General features: G+C 66.0%; 16 protein-coding genes and 1 pseudogene. 6 read left to right on the top strand and 11 right to left on the bottom strand.

The window, feature by feature from the left end; genetic code table 11:
• On the top strand, window positions 1-1,281 hold the full coding sequence (locus ABSY19_RS10355; protein WP_382162232.1) for an SLC13 family permease: 1,281 nt from the start codon (window positions 1-3) through the stop codon (window positions 1,279-1,281).
• Here ABSY19_RS10355 and ABSY19_RS10350 read toward each other — a convergent pair.
• From ABSY19_RS10350 to ABSY19_RS10325, 6 genes are all read right to left on the bottom strand, one after another.
• Window positions 1,278-2,051, bottom strand: coding sequence for an amino acid ABC transporter ATP-binding protein (locus tag ABSY19_RS10350; RefSeq protein WP_382162230.1), 774 nt, complete (start codon window positions 2,049-2,051; stop codon window positions 1,278-1,280). The two genes, ABSY19_RS10355 and ABSY19_RS10350, sit on opposite strands and share 4 nt — an antisense overlap.
• Window positions 2,035-2,688: an amino acid ABC transporter permease gene (locus ABSY19_RS10345; protein WP_382162227.1), complete on the bottom strand. Its 654-nt coding sequence runs from the start codon at window positions 2,686-2,688 to the stop codon at window positions 2,035-2,037. The genes ABSY19_RS10350 and ABSY19_RS10345 overlap by 17 nt, the downstream gene beginning before the upstream one ends.
• Before the next feature lie 72 nt (window positions 2,689-2,760).
• Window positions 2,761-3,429: an amino acid ABC transporter permease gene (locus ABSY19_RS10340; protein ID WP_382162225.1), complete on the bottom strand. Its 669-nt coding sequence runs from the start codon at window positions 3,427-3,429 to the stop codon at window positions 2,761-2,763.
• Window positions 3,430-3,462: 33 nt separating this feature from the next.
• Window positions 3,463-4,260 (bottom strand): transporter substrate-binding domain-containing protein, encoded by a 798-nt coding sequence (locus tag ABSY19_RS10335; RefSeq protein WP_382162222.1) that lies wholly within the window; start codon window positions 4,258-4,260, stop codon window positions 3,463-3,465.
• Window positions 4,261-4,270: 10 nt separating this feature from the next.
• Window positions 4,271-4,996, bottom strand: coding sequence for a GntR family transcriptional regulator (locus ABSY19_RS10330; protein WP_382162219.1), 726 nt, complete (start codon window positions 4,994-4,996; stop codon window positions 4,271-4,273).
• A 178-nt stretch (window positions 4,997-5,174) separates the two neighbouring features.
• Window positions 5,175-5,999 (bottom strand): DUF6279 family lipoprotein, encoded by an 825-nt coding sequence (locus ABSY19_RS10325; RefSeq protein ID WP_382162217.1) that lies wholly within the window; start codon window positions 5,997-5,999, stop codon window positions 5,175-5,177.
• Window positions 6,000-6,093: 94 nt separating this feature from the next.
• Here ABSY19_RS10325 and glmU point away from each other — a divergent pair, with 94 nt between their 5' ends.
• Window positions 6,094-7,515, top strand: a complete 1,422-nt coding sequence (gene glmU, locus ABSY19_RS10320) for a bifunctional UDP-N-acetylglucosamine diphosphorylase/glucosamine-1-phosphate N-acetyltransferase GlmU (protein ID WP_382162214.1) — start codon at window positions 6,094-6,096, stop codon at window positions 7,513-7,515.
• 102 nt (window positions 7,516-7,617) lie between these two features.
• Here the strand turns inward: glmU and ABSY19_RS10315 are convergent, their stop codons facing one another.
• Window positions 7,618-8,376: a DUF2726 domain-containing protein gene (locus ABSY19_RS10315; protein ID WP_382162211.1), complete on the bottom strand. Its 759-nt coding sequence runs from the start codon at window positions 8,374-8,376 to the stop codon at window positions 7,618-7,620.
• A gap of 149 nt (window positions 8,377-8,525) precedes the next feature.
• Entirely contained in the window at window positions 8,526-9,032 is a 507-nt protein-coding gene (locus ABSY19_RS10310; RefSeq protein WP_291121612.1) for an Lrp/AsnC family transcriptional regulator, read from the bottom strand.
• 133 nt (window positions 9,033-9,165) lie between these two features.
• On the opposite strand from ABSY19_RS10310, the gene glmS reads away from it, so the two are divergent.
• The 3 genes and pseudogenes from glmS to ABSY19_RS10295 all read left to right on the top strand — a co-directional run bounded on the left by glmS (window position 9,166) and on the right by ABSY19_RS10295 (window position 13,789).
• Window positions 9,166-11,022, top strand: a complete 1,857-nt coding sequence (gene glmS, locus ABSY19_RS10305) for a glutamine--fructose-6-phosphate transaminase (isomerizing) (RefSeq protein ID WP_382162208.1) — start codon at window positions 9,166-9,168, stop codon at window positions 11,020-11,022.
• Between the two features lie 199 nt (window positions 11,023-11,221).
• A pseudogene (locus ABSY19_RS10300) lies at window positions 11,222-11,479 on the top strand (IS21 family transposase); the annotation flags it as partial.
• Between the two features lie 294 nt (window positions 11,480-11,773).
• Window positions 11,774-13,789, top strand: coding sequence for a 4-oxalomesaconate tautomerase (locus ABSY19_RS10295; protein WP_382162205.1), 2,016 nt, complete (start codon window positions 11,774-11,776; stop codon window positions 13,787-13,789).
• 175 nt (window positions 13,790-13,964) lie between these two features.
• Here the strand turns inward: ABSY19_RS10295 and ABSY19_RS10290 are convergent, their stop codons facing one another.
• Both ABSY19_RS10290 and ABSY19_RS10285 read right to left on the bottom strand, forming a co-directional pair.
• The gene (locus tag ABSY19_RS10290; RefSeq protein WP_382162202.1) at window positions 13,965-15,050 is read right to left on the bottom strand and encodes a porin; all 1,086 of its coding nucleotides are present in this window, start codon (window positions 15,048-15,050) and stop codon (window positions 13,965-13,967) included.
• A 29-nt stretch (window positions 15,051-15,079) separates the two neighbouring features.
• On the bottom strand, window positions 15,080-16,051 hold the full coding sequence (locus ABSY19_RS10285; protein ID WP_382162199.1) for a Bug family tripartite tricarboxylate transporter substrate binding protein: 972 nt from the start codon (window positions 16,049-16,051) through the stop codon (window positions 15,080-15,082).
• Between the two features lie 138 nt (window positions 16,052-16,189).
• On the opposite strand from ABSY19_RS10285, the gene ABSY19_RS10280 reads away from it, so the two are divergent.
• The gene (locus ABSY19_RS10280) at window positions 16,190-17,128 is read left to right on the top strand and encodes a LysR family transcriptional regulator (RefSeq protein ID WP_382162196.1); all 939 of its coding nucleotides are present in this window, start codon (window positions 16,190-16,192) and stop codon (window positions 17,126-17,128) included.
• Between the two features lie 4 nt (window positions 17,129-17,132).
• On the opposite strand, the gene pcaB is transcribed toward ABSY19_RS10280, so the two are convergent.
• Window positions 17,133-18,479 carry a 3-carboxy-cis,cis-muconate cycloisomerase gene (gene pcaB / locus ABSY19_RS10275; RefSeq protein ID WP_382162193.1) on the bottom strand — a complete coding sequence of 449 codons (1,347 nt, stop codon included), beginning with the start codon at window positions 18,477-18,479 and terminating at the stop codon, window positions 17,133-17,135.
• Window positions 18,480-18,518 lie beyond the last annotated feature (39 nt).

Genomic DNA, 18,518 nt, shown 5'->3' with positions numbered 1-18,518 from the left:
ATGCCCACCACTTCCGCCCTACACCACACCGCCACCGACTGGGGCATCGTCGCGGTCTTCGCCGTCGTCTACCTGGGCATGTTCCTGGGCGGCCTGCCGCGCCTGAAGCTGGACCGCTCGGGCGTGGCCCTGCTCGGCGCCATCGCGGTGATCGGCCTGAGTGGCCTGCCGGTGGAGGACGCGGCGCGCTCGGTGGACCTGCCCACCATCGTGCTGCTGTTCGCGTTCATGGTGGTCTCGGCGCAGATGCGCCTGGGCGGTTTCTATGGCGCGGTGACGCGGCGGGTGGGCGCGCTGCCGCTGTCGCGCAACGGCCTGCTGGCCGCGCTGATCGTGGTCTCGGGCGCGCTCTCGGCGGTGTTCTCCAACGACATCATCTGCCTGGCCATGACGCCGGTGGTGGCGCGGCTGTGCCTGCAGCGTGGCATCAACCCGCTGCCCTTCCTCATCGGCCTGGCCTGCGCGGCCAACATCGGCTCGGCAGCCACGCTGATCGGCAACCCGCAGAACATGCTGATCGGCTCGGTGCTGCAGCTGCCCTTTGGCGGCTATGTGCGGCAGGCGCTGGCGTCGGTGCTGATCAGCCTGCTGCTGTTGTGGCTCTGGCTCGCGTTCGGGCCTGGTGCGCGCACCGCGTCCGCCCCCGAGGCCGCCGGCCTGCCTTTCGCGGCCGTGGCCGAAGCGCCGCCCGAAGAGCCCGCCTTCGACGCCTGGCAGACCACCAAGGGCCTGCTGGTGGCGGGCGCGCTGATGCTGATCTTCCTGTTCACCGACTGGCCACGCGACGTGGCGGCCCTCGTGGGCGCGGGCCTGTTGCTGCTCAGCCGGCGGCTGCATTCCTCGCACGTGCTGGGCCTGATCGACTGGCCGCTGCTGCTGCTGTTCATGGGCCTGTTCGTGGTCAACCACGCGTTCGAGACCACCGGTCTGGCCGCGCAGGCGGTGGCCTGGCTGGGCATGCAGGGCGTGCACCTGGCCGAGCCGGGGCCCTTGCTGGTGGTGAGCGCCGTGCTGTCCAACCTGGTGTCCAACGTGCCGGCGGTGATGCTGCTGCTGCCGCACCTGGGCGGCAGCGGCGCGCAGGCCGGCGCGATGCTCGCGCTGGTGACCACCTTCGCGGGCAACCTGCTGCTGGTGGGCTCGATCGCCAACCTGATCGTGGCCGACCTGGCGCGCCAGCAGGGCATCGTGATCGACTGGAAACGCCATGCGGTCACCGGCATTCCGGTGACGCTGCTCACGCTGGCCGTGGTGTGGGGCTGGATGCGCTTGGCCGCCTAATCGTGGATCGACGACAAGAACTGCTGCAGCTCCGGTGTTTCGGGTGAGCCGAACAGCTTCGCGGGGGGCCCCATCTCGTGCACCCGGCCCTGGTGCATGAAGATCACGCGGTCGCTCACCTTGCGCGCAAACCCCATTTCATGCGTGACCATCAGCAGGGTCATGCCCTCGTCGGCCAGCGATTCCACCACGCGCAGCACCTCGCCCACGAGTTCGGGGTCGAGCGCCGAGGTGATCTCGTCGCACAGCAGCACGCTGGGCTGCATGGCCAGGGCGCGCGCGATCGCCACGCGCTGCTGCTGGCCGCCCGAGAGCTGGTCGGGAAACGCATCGAACTTCTCGCCCAGGCCCACGCGCTGGAGCAGCTGCCGTGCGCGCTCAGTGCCTTCGGCGCTGGCGACTTTTTTCACCAGGCCGGGCGCGAGCATCACGTTGCGGCCCACGCTCAGGTGCGGGAACAGGTTGAAGTTCTGGAAGACCATGCCCACGTGCTGGCGCAGTTCGCGCATGGCGGCCGGGTCCTTGTGCAGCAGGGGCCTGTCGTCCACGCTGAGCGAGCCGGCCTGGAACACCTCCAGCCCGTTGATGCAGCGCAGCAGCGTGCTCTTGCCCGAACCGCTCTTGCCGATGATCGCGATCACCTCGCCGGCCTTGACCTGCAGGTCGATGCCCTTGAGCACCTCGTTGCTGCCATAGGACTTGCGCAGCTGTTTGATGTCGACGATGGTGCGCACGGCGGTGGTGGCGGGCGCTTCAGCGGTGGTTTGCATTGAGTTTCCTTTCCAGAGTGCGCGCATACAGGCTCACGGGGAAGCACAGCGCGAAATACATCAGGGCCACGCAGCTGTAGACCAGGAAGGGCGCGAAGGTCGCGTTGGTGATCATGGTGCCGGCCTTGGTGAGCTCGACGAAACCGATCACCGAGGCCAGCGCCGTGCCCTTGATCACCTGCACCAGGAAACCCACGGTGGGCGCGATGGCGATGCGCGTGGCCTGCGGCAGCACCACGTAGCGCAACTGCTCGCCGAAGTTCAGCGCCAGGCTTTGCGCCGCCTCCCATTGGCCCCTGGGCACGGCGGCCACGCAGCCGCGCCAGATCTCCACCAGGAAGGCACTGGTGTACAGCGTGAGCGCCACCGAGGCCGCCGTCCAGGCCGAGGTCTCATAGCCGAACAGGGCCAGGCCGAAGTAGGCCAGGAACAGCTGCATCAGCAGGGGCGTGCCCTGGAAGAGCTGCACGTAGGCGCTCACGAAGGTTTGGGCGCCGGGCCAGCGCGCGGTGCGCGCTACCAGCAAGGCCATGCCCACGACGCCGCCGCCGATGAAGGCGATCAGCGAGAGCGCCACCGTCCAGCGCGCGGCCAGCAGCAGGTTGCGCACGATGTCCCAGAGCGTGAAGTCAACCATGGCAAGGCCCGCCCGGCCGCCCGAAGGGCATTGCGCGCCCCTGGGGGGCAACGAACGAAGTGAGTGGGAGGCTCATCGTCTTCCTCCGAACAAGTAGCGTGGGCCGACCCAGTTGAGCAGCGCCCGCACGCCGATCGACAGCAGCAGGTAGATGCCGGTGGCAACGATGAAGGCCTCGAAGGCGCGGAAGTTGCGGCTCTGGATCAGGTTGGCGGCGTAGCTGAGTTCCTGGGTGGAAATCTGGCCGCACACGGCTGAGCCGAGCATGACGATGATGATCTGGCTGGTGAGCGCGGGCCACACCTTCCTGAGCGCCGGTGGCAGCACCACGTGCAGGAATATCTGCACGCGAGAGAGCGCCAGGCTGGCCGCGGCCTCGAACTGGCCCTTGGGCGTGGCTTCGATGCCGGCGCGGATGATCTCGGCCGCATAGGCGCCAAGGTTGATCACCATGGCGATGACCGAGGCGATCTCGGGCGTGAGCTTCACGCCCGCGGCCGGCAGGCCGAAGAACACGAAGAACAGCTGCACGATGAAGGGCGTGTTGCGGATCAGCTCCACGTAGGTGCCGGCCATCCAGCGCAGCGCCAGCGGCCCGCTGCTGCGTGCCCACGCGCAGGTGGTGCCCACGAGCAGGCCGATCACGGCCGAGACGGCGGTCAGGCCCAGCGTCCAGAGCACGCCCTTGGCCAGCAGCGGCCACTGCGCGAGCACGGCCGGGAAGTCGAGTTCGATGCCCATGAAGCGGGTCTCGATGCGGCGCGCGGTGCGTGCTTATTCAGGGAGGTTGCCGGCGGGGCGGCCGAGCCACTTCTTGGCCAGAGTGTCGAGGTCGCCGGCCTTCTTGGCATTGGCCAGGATCTCGTTGACCTTCAGGCGCAGCGCGTCCTCGCCCTTGGCCACACCGATGAAGTTGGGGCTGTCCTTGAGCAGCAGCTTGTATTCGGCGCCCAGCTGCGGGTTGCGCGCCATCATGTTGCCGGCCACCGAGGCGCCGGTGGCGATGAGCTGCGTCTGGCCCGACACGAAGGCCGAGACGGTGGCGTTGTTGTCCTCGAAGCGCTTGATGTCGGCCGCGGGCGGTGCGACCTTGCTCAGCTCCTGGTCTTCGATGGCGCCGCGCGTGACGGCCACGGACTTGCCCGCGAGGTCGGCGAAGCTGGTCACCTTCATCGACTTGGCGGCGAACACCGCCTGGAAGAAGGGCGAGTAGGCCACGGTGAAGTCGATCACCGCTTCGCGCTCCGGGTTCTTGCCCAGCGTAGAGATCACCAGGTCGGCCTTTTTCGTCTGCAGGTAGGCGATGCGGTTGGTGCTGGTCACCGGCACCAGTTCGACCTTCACGCCCAGTTTGCTGGCGATGAGGTTGGCGGTGTCGATGTCCAGGCCCTGGGGCTTGAGGTCGATGCCGACGAAGCCGTACGGCGGAAAGTCGGTCGGGATGGCGATCTTGATGAGCTTGTTCTTCATTACCGTGTCGAGCGCGGCCTGGGCATGGGCCTGGCCCAGGCCGAGTGCGGCGGCGAGGGCCACGGTGGAGGCGAGAAAGGCGCGTTTGGTGAGGGCGGTCATAGCAGGGCTCCTAGGTAGGTGTCGCTCGGGGGGATGAAGGGGGGTTTTTCTTGCCGCGTGCGCCGGCTTCGCGCACCGGCGCCAGGGCTTCGCGCAGGTTGGCCAGCGGGTCGCTCGCCGAGCCCAGGCGCAGGGCGGCCTGCACCTGGCCGATGTGCGCGGCCATCAGGCGCTCGGCGGTGGCCGCGTCGCCGCGCTCCAGCGCGGTGACGATGTCCATGTGGTCCTGGCAGGACTGCACGGCGTCGTGGGTGCTCTGGTAGAGCATGGCGATGAGGGTGGTGCGCGCGGTGAAGTCGCGCAGCGTGTCGGCCAGCAGCTGGTTGCCCAGGCATTCGGCGAGGCAGACGTGGAAGTCGCCCAGCAGGTAGCTGCGCTGGCCCACGTCATCGCCCTTGAGCGCGGCCTGCTCCTGTTTGAGGTGCTGGCGCAGGCGCCTGAGGGCGGCCTTGTCGATTTGCGCCGTGCTGCGGATCAGGCCGGTCTCGATGACCCGGCGCGCCTCGAAGGCCTCGCGCGCTTCTTCGTGCGAGGGTTGCACCACGTACCAGCCCCGGCGCGAACTCACGGTGACGATGCCGCGCGCGGCCAGCCGCACCAGGGCTTCGCGCACCAGCGTGCGACTGCAGTCGAACAGCAGCGAAAGGCTTTGTTCGCCCAGGCGTGTGCCCGGGGCCAGGCGCTGGGCCAGCACGGCTTCGATGATGCGTTGGGCGATGTCGGTGGAACTGACCATGAGAGACCTTTGAGGCCTCTTCATGCGAATTCCGTGCCACGGCCATACAAGCCTTGTATGCAAGACAGATGCACCGGGTGCGTGCGCACGACGCGCGCCGGCAGGCCTGGCTCGCACCAAAGCGCGCCGGCCGATGGGCGGGGCGTGGGCGGTTTTGGTGCTGACTGGACTGGCGCGCTCAGCGTTGCGCGCTCAGCGTGCGCAGGTCGTCCTCATAACCCTTGAGCACGCGCACGGCGTTGGCGCGCTGCTCGGGCGTGGTGGCGTTGTGCAGCGTGGCGAACTGGGCGCAGCCCTGGCGCACGAGTGCCTGGTTGTAGGCGTTGTAGCCGGGCTCCGGCGACTGGCGGATGCGCGCGATGTGCTCGCGCACCAACTGCTCGGCCTTGGCGGGCGTGGCCTGCGCGTCGCGGATCGTCTGCAGCAGGTCGGCCTGGCGGCGCAGGCGCTCGGCCTGGGTGCGTTGCGGGTCGAAGGGCGACTGCTGCAGCCAGTCCCGAAGGAGGTCGCGCTGTGCCGGACTGAGCTTGCCATAGAACGATTCGCTGCGATCGACGGCCTTGTCCAGCCGCTTGTTCAGGCGGCGCTCGGGGCTGCCGCGCAGGAAGTCTTTCTCGAATTCCTCGTTGCTCTCGGCCTGCTTCTTCTTCAGGCTCTCCAACTGGTCCGGGGTGAGCTGCAGTGCCAGCCGCGCGAACGGCTCCACGGTCTCGGCCGCGGCCCGCTCCAGCCGCTGGCGGATGTCCTCGAACTGCGCGCAGGCCTGCGCGGGCGAGACCTGGTCCACCGCCATCGTCTGCCACTGGCGCAGCAGGCTGGCGTAGGCGGGCAGCTCCTGGCGGCGGTGCCACTGGAAGAAGGCCTTGAGGTCCTCGCGCGTCTGCGCGGTCTGCGTGTCCGTCAGGTCCACGTGGCGGTCGATCCACCGGTAGCTCAGGGTGGGCGCCTGGTTGTAGGCCAAGCGCGTGGCGGTGCAGGCAACAAGGAGGATTGCCAGCGTCACCAGTGCGCCAAGGCGCAGCGCACGGCGGGCGATAATGCCCGGCTGGTGATGGCCGGCAAGAACGCCGTGCAACCCGTCTCTGCAAGAGGTGTTCATGTCGTTCCCTGTGGATGTGGTGGTGATGGCGGCCGGCAAAGGCACGCGGATGAAGAGCCTTCGGCCCAAAGTGTTGCACCGTTTGGGCGGGCGTGCACTGGCCCAGCATGTGATCGACTGTGCAGCGCGGTTGTCCGCGCGATCGGTGGTGGTGATCACCGGCCACGGCGCCGAGCAGGTCGAGGCCGGCCTCACGACCCCCGTGGCAACCGGCGACAGCGCCGCCCCGAAACTGCGCTTCGTGCGCCAGGAGCCCCAGCTGGGCACCGGCCACGCGGTGCAGCAGGCCGTGCCTGTGCTGGCCGACGACGGCGTGGTGCTGATCCTCAATGGCGATGTGCCCTTGATCGGACAGGCCACGCTGGAGACCTTGTTGCAGGCCTGCGACGGGCAGCACCTCGCGCTGCTGAGCGTGGACACGGGTGGCGACGCCACCGGTTACGGCCGGATCGTGCGCGCCCTCGATGCGGACCGCTCGGTGCATGCCATCGTGGAACACAAGGACGCCAACGAGGCGCAGCGGCGCATCACCGAGTGGTACAGCGGCGTCATGGCCGCGCCCGCCGCCCTGCTCAAGCCCCTGCTTCAAGGCCTGACCAACGACAACAGCCAGCGCGAGTACTACCTCACCGACGTGGTCAAACATGCCGTGGCGCAAGGCCTGGTGGTGCGTGCCGTGACCACGGGCGATGAGGTCGAGGTGGCGGGCGTGAACAGCCCGGTGCAGCTGGCCGAGCTGGAGCGCGCCTACCAGCGCCGGCTCGCCGACGCCCTGATGGAGCAGGGCGTGCGCCTGGCGGACCCGGCGCGGCTGGACGTGCGCGGCGAACTGCTTTGCGGCCAGGACGTGGAGATCGACGTCAACTGTGTGTTCGAAGGCCGCGTGAAACTCGGCGACGGCGTGCGCATCGGCGCGAACTGCGTGATCGCCAACGCCGCCATCGACGCGGGCGCGGTGATCCATCCCTTCACCCACATCGACGGCGAGAAGCTGGGCGTGTCGGTGGGGCGCGGCGCGCTGGTGGGGCCGTTCGCGCGGCTGCGCCCGGGCGCGCAGCTGGGCGAAGAGGTGCACATCGGCAACTTCGTGGAAGTGAAGAACAGCACCCTCGCCGCGGGTGCCAAGGCCAACCACCTGGCCTACCTGGGCGACGCCACCGTGGGCGAGCGGGTGAACTACGGCGCGGGCAGCATCACCGCCAACTACGACGGCGCCAACAAGCACCGCACGGTGATCGAGGCCGACGTGCACGTGGGCAGCAACTGCGTGCTGGTGGCGCCGATCACCATCGGCGCGGGGGGCACGGTGGGTGGGGGCTCCACCCTCACCAAGAGCACGCCGCCCGGCGCGCTCGCGGTCGCGCGCGGCAAGCAGATGGTGCTGGACGGCTGGCAGCGCCCGACCAAGAAGAAAAGCTAGGAGCGAAGGGCTTTCGTCCAGAGCACCCGCAGAACCGGCTTTGCCGGGCTGCCAGGTGCGCCCCCTTGAGGGAGACGCGCGCAGCGCGGCGGGGGTGTTTCTCTACCTCCCGCGCACGTCTTGTGAACTGCCGTCGAAGCGGCTGTCGCCGCGCTCGTGGCTGTCAAAGCCGCTGTTGCCGTTGAGCCGGGCCTCGTCGAAACCGCGGCGGCCATTGCGGTTGAGGTCCATCAGCCCGCTCATGCCCATGATTTCCGATTCGCGGAAGCCGGTGTTGCCGTGCTGCTGGTCGAAACCGGAGAACTGGCTTTCCAGCTGCTGGCGCGCGTTCTCGCGCCGTTCTTCGCGGCTCCTGGGCTTGGGCAGTTCCGCCAGGTTGAGCTGGGCCCGGAAATCGGCCGGCGAAGGCATGCGGTGAATGCCGTTCTTGAGGAACACGAAACGCACGCCCGCTGTCTTGAGGATGCGGTTCTTGATCTTGACCTTGAGGGCCTTGGCCTTGGCGTCGCTCAGGTGGTGCTGCTCCACGTCGAACGCAAAGCTGGGGCGGCCGTCCGGGCCGCAGACCACGAAGTCCACCTTCTGTTCGTGCAGCCGCTCCTCGGCGCGCCTGCGGTCGGCCGCGCGCCGCACCGTCAGCATGTCCTTGAGCATCATGTTGGGCAGCACGATCTGGCCCGGAAAGGTGTCCTGCAGGTAGTCCAGCATGTGGGCCTGCTCGGCCGTGAGGATGCGCTCCGGTGAGTACCGGTCGTCGCGGCCGGACGACTCGCGGCGCCTGAGGCGGCGGACCGCCCAGACGCACAGCGCCAGCACCACCAGGGCGGCGGCGCCGAGCAGCGCGATCGTCACAACATCCATGCAAGCTCCTTGAACCCGAGCGGATCGGGAGATGGGATTTTAGGAGCGTGTTACAGGTGCCCTGGGCCGTCAACCGCTCAGGACCGATGTGAGGTCCTTTTTTGTGCGGTTTGCATCAATATCCGGCCCGACGTGGTTTACGAAGGTATTCAATTTCCCCCGCCACTGCGCACCCGGCCCAGCGGCAGCCGGGGATCGAACTTGGCGCGCTTGAGGCTGAAGAAGGCCTTGATGTTGCGCACGTTGGCGTCGCTGGTGAACAGCTGCTGGGCCAGCGCGAGGTAGGCCGGCATGTCCACACAGTGCACCACCAGCATGAAATCGGGCCCCGGGCTCACGCGATAACACTGCTGCACCTCGGGCGTGGGCAGCACGCGGGCCTCGAAGGCGTCCAGGTGCTCCGCGCCCTGGCGCTCCAGGGTGATTTCCACCAGCGCGGTGAGGCCATGGCCCAGCAGCGGGGCGAGCCGGTCGGCGCTGAGCAAGGCCACCTCGCGCTCGATCAGCCCGAGCTGGCGCAGCCGCTTGACGCGCCTCAGGCTGGTGGGCGGCGAGAGGTGGGCCAGCTCGGCCAGCGCCTGGTTGCTGCGCGAGGCATCCGCCTGCAGCAGCTCCAGCAGCCGCAGGTCGGCTTCGTCGATGTCGATCGGTTCCATAAAATCGAGTTTGGTGAAATATTTGACGGTTTTTATGGTGTTCAGAAATTATCAGCCACTTGCCGGCATTGTTTGATCATTAATTTCTTGATGCCGTGTTTAGCATCACGCATCCCATTTTTCAGGAGCGAGTATGTGCGGCATCGTGGCAGGGGTTTCCGGGCGTGACATCGTGCCCGTGCTGGTTCAGGGCCTGCAGCGGCTGGAGTACCGCGGTTACGACTCCTGCGGTGTGGCCGTGCACAGCGGCGGCCTGCAGCGCGCGCGCAGCACGTCGCGCGTGGCCGAACTCGCGCAGCAGGTGCAGCAGGAGTCCATCGGCAGCGGCACCGGCATCGCCCACACCCGCTGGGCCACCCACGGCGCCCCGGCGGTGCACAACGCCCATCCCCATTTCAGCCACGGTCCTGGCGCCGTCGCGGGCGCGGCCGGCCGCGTGGCTCTGGTGCACAACGGCATCATCGAAAACCACGACGAACTGCGCGCGGCGCTGCAGGCCAAGGGCTACGTGTTCGAGAGCCAGACCGACACCGAAGTCATCGCCCACCTGATCGACTCGCTCTACGAAGGCGACGTGTTCGCCGCGCTGCAGGGCGCGGTGGCGCAATTGCACGGCGCCTACGCGCTGGCCGTGTTCCACAAGGACGAGCCGCACCGCGTGGTCGGCGCGCGCGCCGGCTCACCCCTGGTGCTGGGCGTGGGGCAGGGCGGGGCGGAACACTTCCTCGCCAGCGACGCCATGGCCCTGGCGGGCGTGACCGACCAGATCGTGTACCTGGAAGAAGGTGACCTCGTCGACCTGCAGCTGGGCCGCTACTGGGTGCTCGACAGCGCAGGCCGCGCCCTGAGCGCCGCGCAGCGCCCCGTGAAGACCGTGCAGGCCCACAGCGGCGCGGCCGAACTCGGCCCGTACCGCCACTACATGCAGAAGGAAATCTTCGAGCAGCCGCGCGCGATCGGCGACACGCTCGAAGGCCTGGAGGGCATCACGCCCGAGCTGTTCGGCGACGGCGCGTACAGCGTGTTCAAAGAGATCGACAACGTGCTCATCCTGGCCTGCGGTACCAGCTACTACAGCGGCTGCACCGCCAAGTACTGGCTGGAGGAGATTGCGAAGATTCCCACGCAGGTGGAAGTGGCGAGCGAGTACCGCTACCGCACCAGCGTGCCCAACCCGCGCACCCTGGTGGTGACCATCACGCAAAGCGGCGAGACCGCGGACACGCTGGCCGCGCTGCGCCACGCGCAAAGCCTGGGCATGAAGCACACGCTGACGGTGTGCAACGTGGCCACTTCGGCGATGGTGCGCGAATGCGAGCTGGCCTACATCACCCGCGCGGGGGTGGAGATCGGTGTCGCGTCCACCAAGGCCTTCACCACGCAGCTGGCCGGGCTGTTCCTGCTCACGCTGGCGCTGGCGCAATCGCGCGGGCACCTGAGCGAAGAAGCCGAAGCCGAGCACCTCAAGGCCATGCGCCACCTGCCGGTGGCCCTGCAGGCCGTGCTCGCGCTCGAGCCGCAGGTGATCAGCTGGGCCGAAGACTTCGCGCGCATGGACAACGCGCTGTTCCTGGGCCGGGGCCTGCACTATCCGATCGCGCTCGAAGGCGCGCTCAAGCTCAAGGAGATCAGCTACATCCACGCCGAGGCCTACCCGGCCGGCGAGCTCAAGCACGGCCCGCTGGCGCTGGTGACGGCGGCGATGCCCGTGGTGACGGTGGCGCCCAACAACGCGCTGCTGGAAAAGCTCAAGAGCAACATGCAGGAAGTGCGCGCGCGCGGCGGGGTGCTGTATGTGCTGGCCGATGCCGACACCCGCATCGCGAGCAGCGAGGGCATCCACGTCATCCGCATGCCCGAGCACTACGGCGCGCTGAGTCCCTTGCTGCACGTGGTGCCACTGCAGATGCTCGCGTACCACACGGCACTGGCCAAGGGCACGGACGTGGACAAGCCGCGCAACCTGGCGAAGAGTGTGACGGTGGAGTGAGGGGGGCGGTGCAGCGGGACGATTGATGTTCTGACCAAATAAAGTCGAAAACAGATTAATAAAGTCGAAAACTCGCCAATAAAGTCGAAAACTGTTGTCTTCCATTGAAAACTGACCCAGTTAGAGCTGCAATTTCCATTTAAAGCTGACCCACGTAAGAACCCTATCCTGCTGCTTTTGACAGCAGGAGATTTCAGGAGTGATAGACGTGGCGACACTGAGTGTCATAAGACGCTGGGCATTGCGCGAGCAGATGTCCATTCGCGAGATCTCCAGGCGCACAGGCCTGGCTCGCAACACCGTTAAGAAGTACCTGCGGGCGGGCGATGAAGAACCCCGCTACGCCAGGCGTGCGAGCTCCAGCAAGCTCGATCCCTACGCCGACAAACTCTCAACCTGGCTATCGATCGAGGCAACAAAGTCGCGCAAACAGCGGCGCACTTTGCTGCAGCTCCACACACCAAGTCTGAAAAGGAGAAAACGAAGCACTTATCCACACCGTGAGCTACTTTGCTCACAAAGCGGGTGGGTCAGTATTCGATGGAAATCTCGGGTCAAAGATCGGTGGAATTCAACAAGCCGCTCGCTGTATCGACCGCAAACGCGATTGCGCTGTTCTCGAGGTCTCATCAGCGGTCCGTCGGAGATCACTGGCATGCAAGAGTCTTGTCTCGCAAATTGATGCATTCTGTGTATCAATCGTTCATCAATGTGCAATTCACAACATTGATAGCCGGTTTGACAATGTGGCATGAGCAAGACGATCCCATGTGTACTGATGCGCGCAGGCACCTCGCGCGGCCCCTTCTTTCTTCGTGAATGGTTGCCCGACGGCGATGAGGCGCGTGATCAGGCACTGATCGGTGCCATCGGCGCTTCCGACCCGCTGCAGCTGGATGGTGTTGGCGGTGGAAGCACGCTCAACAGCAAGGTCGCCATCGTTTCGCGCTCCAGTGAGCCGGGCTGCGATCTGGATTACCTGTTCGCTCAGGTGGGTGTGGGGCACCGGTCGGTCGACACACGCCCCAACTGCGGGAACATGCTGTCTGGTGTGGCGCCATTCGCCATCGAACAAGGTCTGGTGCAGGCGCAGGACGGCACGACGAGGGTTCGGGTGCATAACGTCAACACCGGCGCACGCATCGATGTCACGGTGCGCACACCCGGCGGCCGTGTCACCTACGAGGGTGATGCACGTATCGATGGCGTCGCAGGCACGGCGGCGCCGATCCTGCTGGACTTCCTGGACGCCTGGGGCGCTGTCACGGGCCAGGTGTTCCCCACCGGCCAGCGCATCGACTGCATTCAAGGCGTCGAGGTCAGTTGCATCGACGCAGCCATGCCGCTGATGATCGTGCGCGCCGCCGACCTGGGTGTCAGCGGCCGCGAAAAGCCTGTGGCACTGGACGCGGACACCGCATTGCTCGAGCGCATCGAATCGCTCCGGCTGGAGGCGGGGTTGCGCATGGGCCTGGGTGACGTCTCCAACAGCGTGATTCCCAAGCCTGTGCTGGTCAGTGCTGGCGACTCGGACAACAGCATCACCTCGCGCTATTTCACGCCGCGACGTTGCCATGCCTCACACGCCGTGACGGGTGCCATCGGCGTGGCCAGCGCGTTCGCGCTGCCTGGAACGGTGGCCAGCGGAATGGCACGCACTGCCGGCTGCCACCAGTTGACGGTGCTGCATCCTGCCGGACAGATCGACATCGAAGTGGAGCTCAGCGGCGCTGGCACGGAAATCGGCATGCAGCGCGCCGCGCTGGTGCGCACCGCGCGCAAGATCATGCAGGGTGAACTGCATTTGCCCGACTATGTGTTTTCGCGCCCGGAAGAAGCCACCCAGCCAGCCGCGCGCAAACCCATCACGCTGATCGTGCCGACGAGCGCCGGCGGTGGCAACGACACCATGGCGCGCATCATCGCCAGCAAGCTGGCGCCGCTGCTGAACCAGGAGGTGCTGGTGGACAACCGAGCCGGTGCGAACGGTGCTGTGGCCAGTGAGTACGTGGCCAGGGCCGAGCCCGACGGTCAGACGCTGATGTTCGGCTACGTGGGCACGCATGCCATGAATCCGGCGCTGCAGGCGCTGGGCTACGACCCGGTCGCGGACTTCGCGCCCATCGGCCTCGTGGGCTCTTCGCCCACGCTGATGGTGGCGCATCCGGATCTGCCTGCCGACGACGTGCAGTCGGTGATCGAGCTTCTGCGCGCCCAGCCTGGCCGCCATGGATATGCGTCGGCGGGGGACGGTACGCCACCCCATTTCGCGGCCGCCTTGTTCCAGCTGGCGAGCGGCACAGCCATGACCGGCCGCACCTACCAGGGCGCTGCGCCGGCCATCGCCGACACGGCCAGCGGCCGCACGCAGCTCATGTTTCCCAGCCTTTTCACGGCACACCCGTTTGTGCACAGCGCTCGCCTCAAGGCCCTGGCGGTGGCGGGCCCGCAGCGGCTGGCCGTGCTGCCCGATGTTCCCACCCTGGCAGAGGCGGGTGTGCCCGGCGTGGACGTGACGCAGTGGTACGGCCTGTTCGCACCTGCGCGCACGCCGCAGGAGAGGGTTGATGCATTGAATCGTGCGTTGAATCAGGTGTTGGCCGATCCTGCCGTCAAGCAGTTGTTCGAGCAGAACGGTGCGCGGGTGGAAACCGGTACGCCACAGATGCTGGCCAATCGCGTGCAGGCTGATCTGGCGCGCTGGCAGGCCGTGGTGGCTCAGGGCAGTCTGGGCATTCCCGAGCAACGCGCCGTCGCGCTCGAGTAGGGCAGGGCGGGATCATCCGGCCATTCGCGCTGCAAGCACAACACAGGGCCTTCAAGGCCCTGTTTCATTTGCTGTCGCAATGCGGGCTTCGATCGGACTTGCTGCGCTCTTTGACCCAGCAAAAAAGGACGCCATGGAAATCCGTGGCGTCCCTTGAACCGCTGAGCGGTGCAAATCAGAAGCTGTGTCGCAGTCCTGCTCCGAAGCCGGTTGCCCTGGGCTTGTTGGCCGCACCCTGGAAGTTGCCTTGCCAGCGCGTGTGGTCCAGCTCGAGATAGGCAGCGCTGCGCCTGGACAACTTGTACTCCGCGAACGCTGCCGTGCGTCCGTACCCGTCGTCCGCTCCCGAACTGCGATCACGAGTTACCCGGTAGTGGGCCAGCGTCAGGTCGACCTTTGCGCCCACCGGAACGGTGGTGCCCAGACCCACCGTGCGCAGCCTGGTGTGCGCCGTGGCACTGGTGTCGGCTTTGCTGCTGCCGAAGATGCCCGCCACACGGATGTCGCCGCTGAAGACATAGGCGGCCCCCAGCACATGGCCGCGCAGGCTCAACGTGTCGCCGGCATTGCGAAAGCTCTGGTGGGCCGCAGACAGCTGAAGCTTGCCCGCCTTGTAGCCCACGCCAATACCTGTGGAACTGGACGCTTCGCTGTTCCCCGTCACCTCACCGAAACCATGCATCAGCCGCAGGTTGAAGCCATTGAATTCACCGCTGTACTTGACGCTGTTGTTGAGCCGGTACGAGCCGCTGCTGGAGCCCGAGGGCCCGAACCCGATGCCCAACTGGTGCTGACTCAACGCAGCGACGTTGATGCTGGGGTTGAAACTGGCCAGGCGCATGCCCAGCGGATCAACCGGCGAGACCGCATCGGCCAGGAGCGTGGTCTGGCGCCCCATGCTGAGCATGCCCCGGCGGCTGCCCAGGCCGACCCACGACTGGCGGTCAAAGTACATCGTGGAACTGGCGGTGGTGCCGTTCTTCGCATTCAGGCCGGTTTCGAGCTGGGCGTGTGCACTCAGGCCGCCTCCAAGGTCTTCCTGCACGCGCAGGCCCCAGCGACTGGTGTTGTTCAGGCCGCTGACCATGGTGGTGGAAACGGTGTTGCCGGGCGTGAACTCGGTGAGCCCGCTGGCCCGCCGAACCGCCAGATCGATGATGCCGTACAGGCGGACGCTGCTCTGTTCTTGTGCTTGCACCTCGCCTGCAACAAGCACGCACAAGGAGGCCATCGCCACTGGCGTGAGGAAGTTTCTGCTCATGGGCGTTTTCTGGATGGTTCCGGGCATGGTCAGTCGGCTTTCAGCTTGGTGGCCTGAACGACCTTTTTCCATTTCACCTGTTCGGCGGCCATGAACGTTCGCATCTGGGGCAGGGTCATGGCTTCGACTTCGGCGCCGTGCTCAACCAGCCGCTTGGCAATCACGGGGTCGGCCAGGATCTGGTTCAACACCGTGTTCAGCTGCTCCAGCACCGGAGCGGGCGTTTTGGCCGGCGCAAAGAACGCGTACCACTGCGACACGTCCACACCCGTGATGCCCTGTTCAGCCAGCGTGGGGACATCGGGCAGCATTTCGGAGCGCTTGCTGCCGGCCACCCCCATGGCCTTGAGCTTGCCGCTCTTGACGAATGGCATGGCGGTGAACAGGCTTGGAAACATCACCTGAGTCTGTCCGGCGATGGTGTCGTTAACCGCGGGGGCAGATCCCTTGTACGGCACGTGCAGCATATCCACGCCGGTGGACAACTTGAACATCTCGGCGGCGAAGTGAGGTGCCGTGCCGTTGCCGGCAGAGGCGTACGAGAGCGGCTCCTTGCTGCTCTTCTGCTGCGCAACGAATTCCTTGACGTTGTTGGCAGGGACCTTGGTGCTTGTGACCATCAACGTCGCTGAGGAACCCACCATGCCGATGGGCTCGAAGTCTGCGACCGGGTCATAGCGCAGCTTCTGGAGTGCGGGATTCATGGCGTGGGTGGCGATGTAGCCCAGCATGATCGTGTAGCCATCGGGCGCAGCGCGCTTGACGAACTCGCTGGCGATGGAGCCGTTCGCCCCGGCCTTGTTTTCCACGATCACGGTCTGCTTGAGTGCAAGCGACATTGCCTGCCCGATGGTGCGTGCCAATGCATCGTTGGCGCCACCGGCCGACGTGGGGACGATGATGGTGATGCTCTTTTCTGGCCAGGCGGCCGATGCGGTGCCGCAGGCCAGGGCGATCGCAGCAACCATGGCCCCGATCAGGCCTTTTTGTTTGGACTTCATTTGTCTACTCCGGTGGGTGATTCAAAGATTGGCATGGAAACCGGGGTCGATGGTCGGGTTCCGCGCTGGTTTTGTGAATTGCATCTTTGCGATGGATTGATGCACACTCTCGATCACTGAAGCCACCCGTATCGCGCCATGGCCATCAACTTCAATCTCAATGATCTCCAAGCTTTCCGGACGGTGGCCGAGCTTTCCAGTTTTCGCAAGGCGGCGGATGCGTTGCACGTGTCCCAGCCGGCCTTCAGTCGGCGAATCGAGAAACTGGAAGAGGCACTGGGCGTGAAGCTGCTGGAGCGGACGACGCGCAAGGTGAGTCTCACTGCGGTGGGCCGTGAGTTCGACCGCAAGGTGCAGCAGATCCTGGACGATCTGGACAACACATTGCTGGGTATCCGCGGTGTGGCGGGCACGCGCATGGGCGAAGTCTCCATTGCCTGCGTGCCATCCACGGTGTACTACTACCTGTCGAAAGTGGTGTCGCGCTATCACGAGCGATACCCCAAGATCCGCGTCAAGGTGTTTGACGCCAGTGCCAGCGAGGTGCTGGCGGCTGTGGCTCAGGGCGATGTGGATTTTGGTCTCAACTTTATCGGTGGCCAAGAGCCAGACATCGACTTCAAACCGCTTCTGGAAGAACGCTTCGTGGCGGCCTGCCGGCGCGACCATGCACTGGCGCGCAAGCGAAAGGTGAGCTGGACCGAACTCGGCCAGTACGATTTCATTTCGGTCGGCAAGAGTTCAGGCAACCGCCTGTTGCTGGACCAGGCGTTGGCCGGGCTGGTGGGGCGGCCGCAGGCGATTTATGAGGCCCAGCACGTGACCACCATGCTGGGCTTGGTCGAAGCGGGGCTGGGCGTGGCCGCCGTGCCGTCGCTGGCCATGCCGGACGCCGACCATCCCTTGCTGGTCAGCGTGCCGTTGGTGGACCCTGTCGTCACCCGAAAAGTGGGCCTGATCCGCCGGAAGGGCCGGTCGCTGTCGCCTGCCGCCTTGCAGCTCTACGAGTTCTTTCTGGAAATGAAAGGCAAGAGGCGCGCCACCCTGAAGTCGAGTGAGCCCGATTCCCGGGAGTGATCGCTCAAGCGCGGGCGGCCAGCACGCGATCCACCATCACACCCGCCTGGCCCAGGTGGTTGGCGGGCTCGCACATCGCCTCCAGTTGCGCCCGCGTCACATGCTTCGTGATTTTCGGATGCACCGCAAGGATCTCGATCAGCGGGCGGTTCTTTGCAATGGCCTCCCGGCAGAGGTCGTACACCAGATCGTGCGCGTACTCGCGACCGATGTAGGGCCCCAGGCCCATCATCACCGCCTCGGACATCACCAGTCCGTGTGTCATGTCGATGTTCGATCGCATGCGGCCCGCGTCGACCTCCAAACCTTTGAGAACGAATCTGGTCTGCTTCAGCGCGCCAGACATCAGGCAAAAAATCTCGGGCAGCGACACCCATTCAATCTCCCAGGGGCCGGTGGAGCGCTCATGGTCGGCCACCATGGCGTCCATCAATGCAGCAGAGTGCTGGCGTGCCACAGAGATGTTGGCGTGGATGTACAGGCAGGAGATGGGATTGCGCTTCTGCGGCATGGTGGATGACGAGCCGCGTCCGGGCGCATAGGGCTCGAACACTTCGGCGACCTCCGTCTGCATCATGAGTTTGACGTCCATGGCGATCTTGCCGAGCGAGCCGCCCACCAGGCCCAGGAATGCGCCGACCTCGGCGATGGTGTCGCGCACGGTGTGCCAGGAGATCAGGGGCTGGGCCAGGCCCAGTTCCTTCATCAACGCCGCCTGCGTTGCCATGGCGCCGCTCTCCAGCGACGACAAGGTGCCCGAGGCGCCGCCGAACTCGCCCATCAGCACGCGCGGCTTGAGTTGCTGCAGCCGCTCGCGATGCCGGTCGATGCCGGCCAGGATGCTGGCCATCTTGTAGCCGAAGGTGATGGGCGTGGCCTGCTGCAGGTTGGAGCGGCCGATGACGGGCGTGTCGCGGTATTTCTTTGCCAGTGAGGCCAGCGCGTCGCCGATCTCGTTCAAGTCCTGTTCGATCAAGGCCAGGCCTTCGCGCATCTGCAGCACCGCCGCCGTATCGGTGATGTCTTGCGTGGTGGCGCCCCAGTGGCAGTACTCGCCAAGCTTGTCGCGGCAGTTGGCGTTGATCTGGTTCACGACCGCGATGATCGGGTAGCCGATCTGCTCGGTCTTGGCCTTCAGCTTTACCCAGTCGATCTGCGACAGCTCGCAGTTCTTCACGATCTCGTCCGCCGCCTCCTGCGGAATGATGCCGAGCTGTCCCTGCACCTTGGCCAGCGCGCGCTCGATGTCGAGGTATTTGGCCGTGCGGTTCTCGTCGGACCAGACCTCGCGCATGCGCGCGTCGCTGAACATGTCGCCGAAGATGCGCGAATCGATGATGGTGGAGGCCATGGTGTGTCTTTCTCTGCGGGGAATGGGTGGGGTGATGGG

The organism is Hydrogenophaga sp. ANAO-22, from assembly GCF_042466645.1.
Taxonomy (GTDB): domain Bacteria; phylum Pseudomonadota; class Gammaproteobacteria; order Burkholderiales; family Burkholderiaceae_C; genus Hydrogenophaga.
This window is presented reverse-complemented; position numbering and strand designations above follow the sequence as displayed.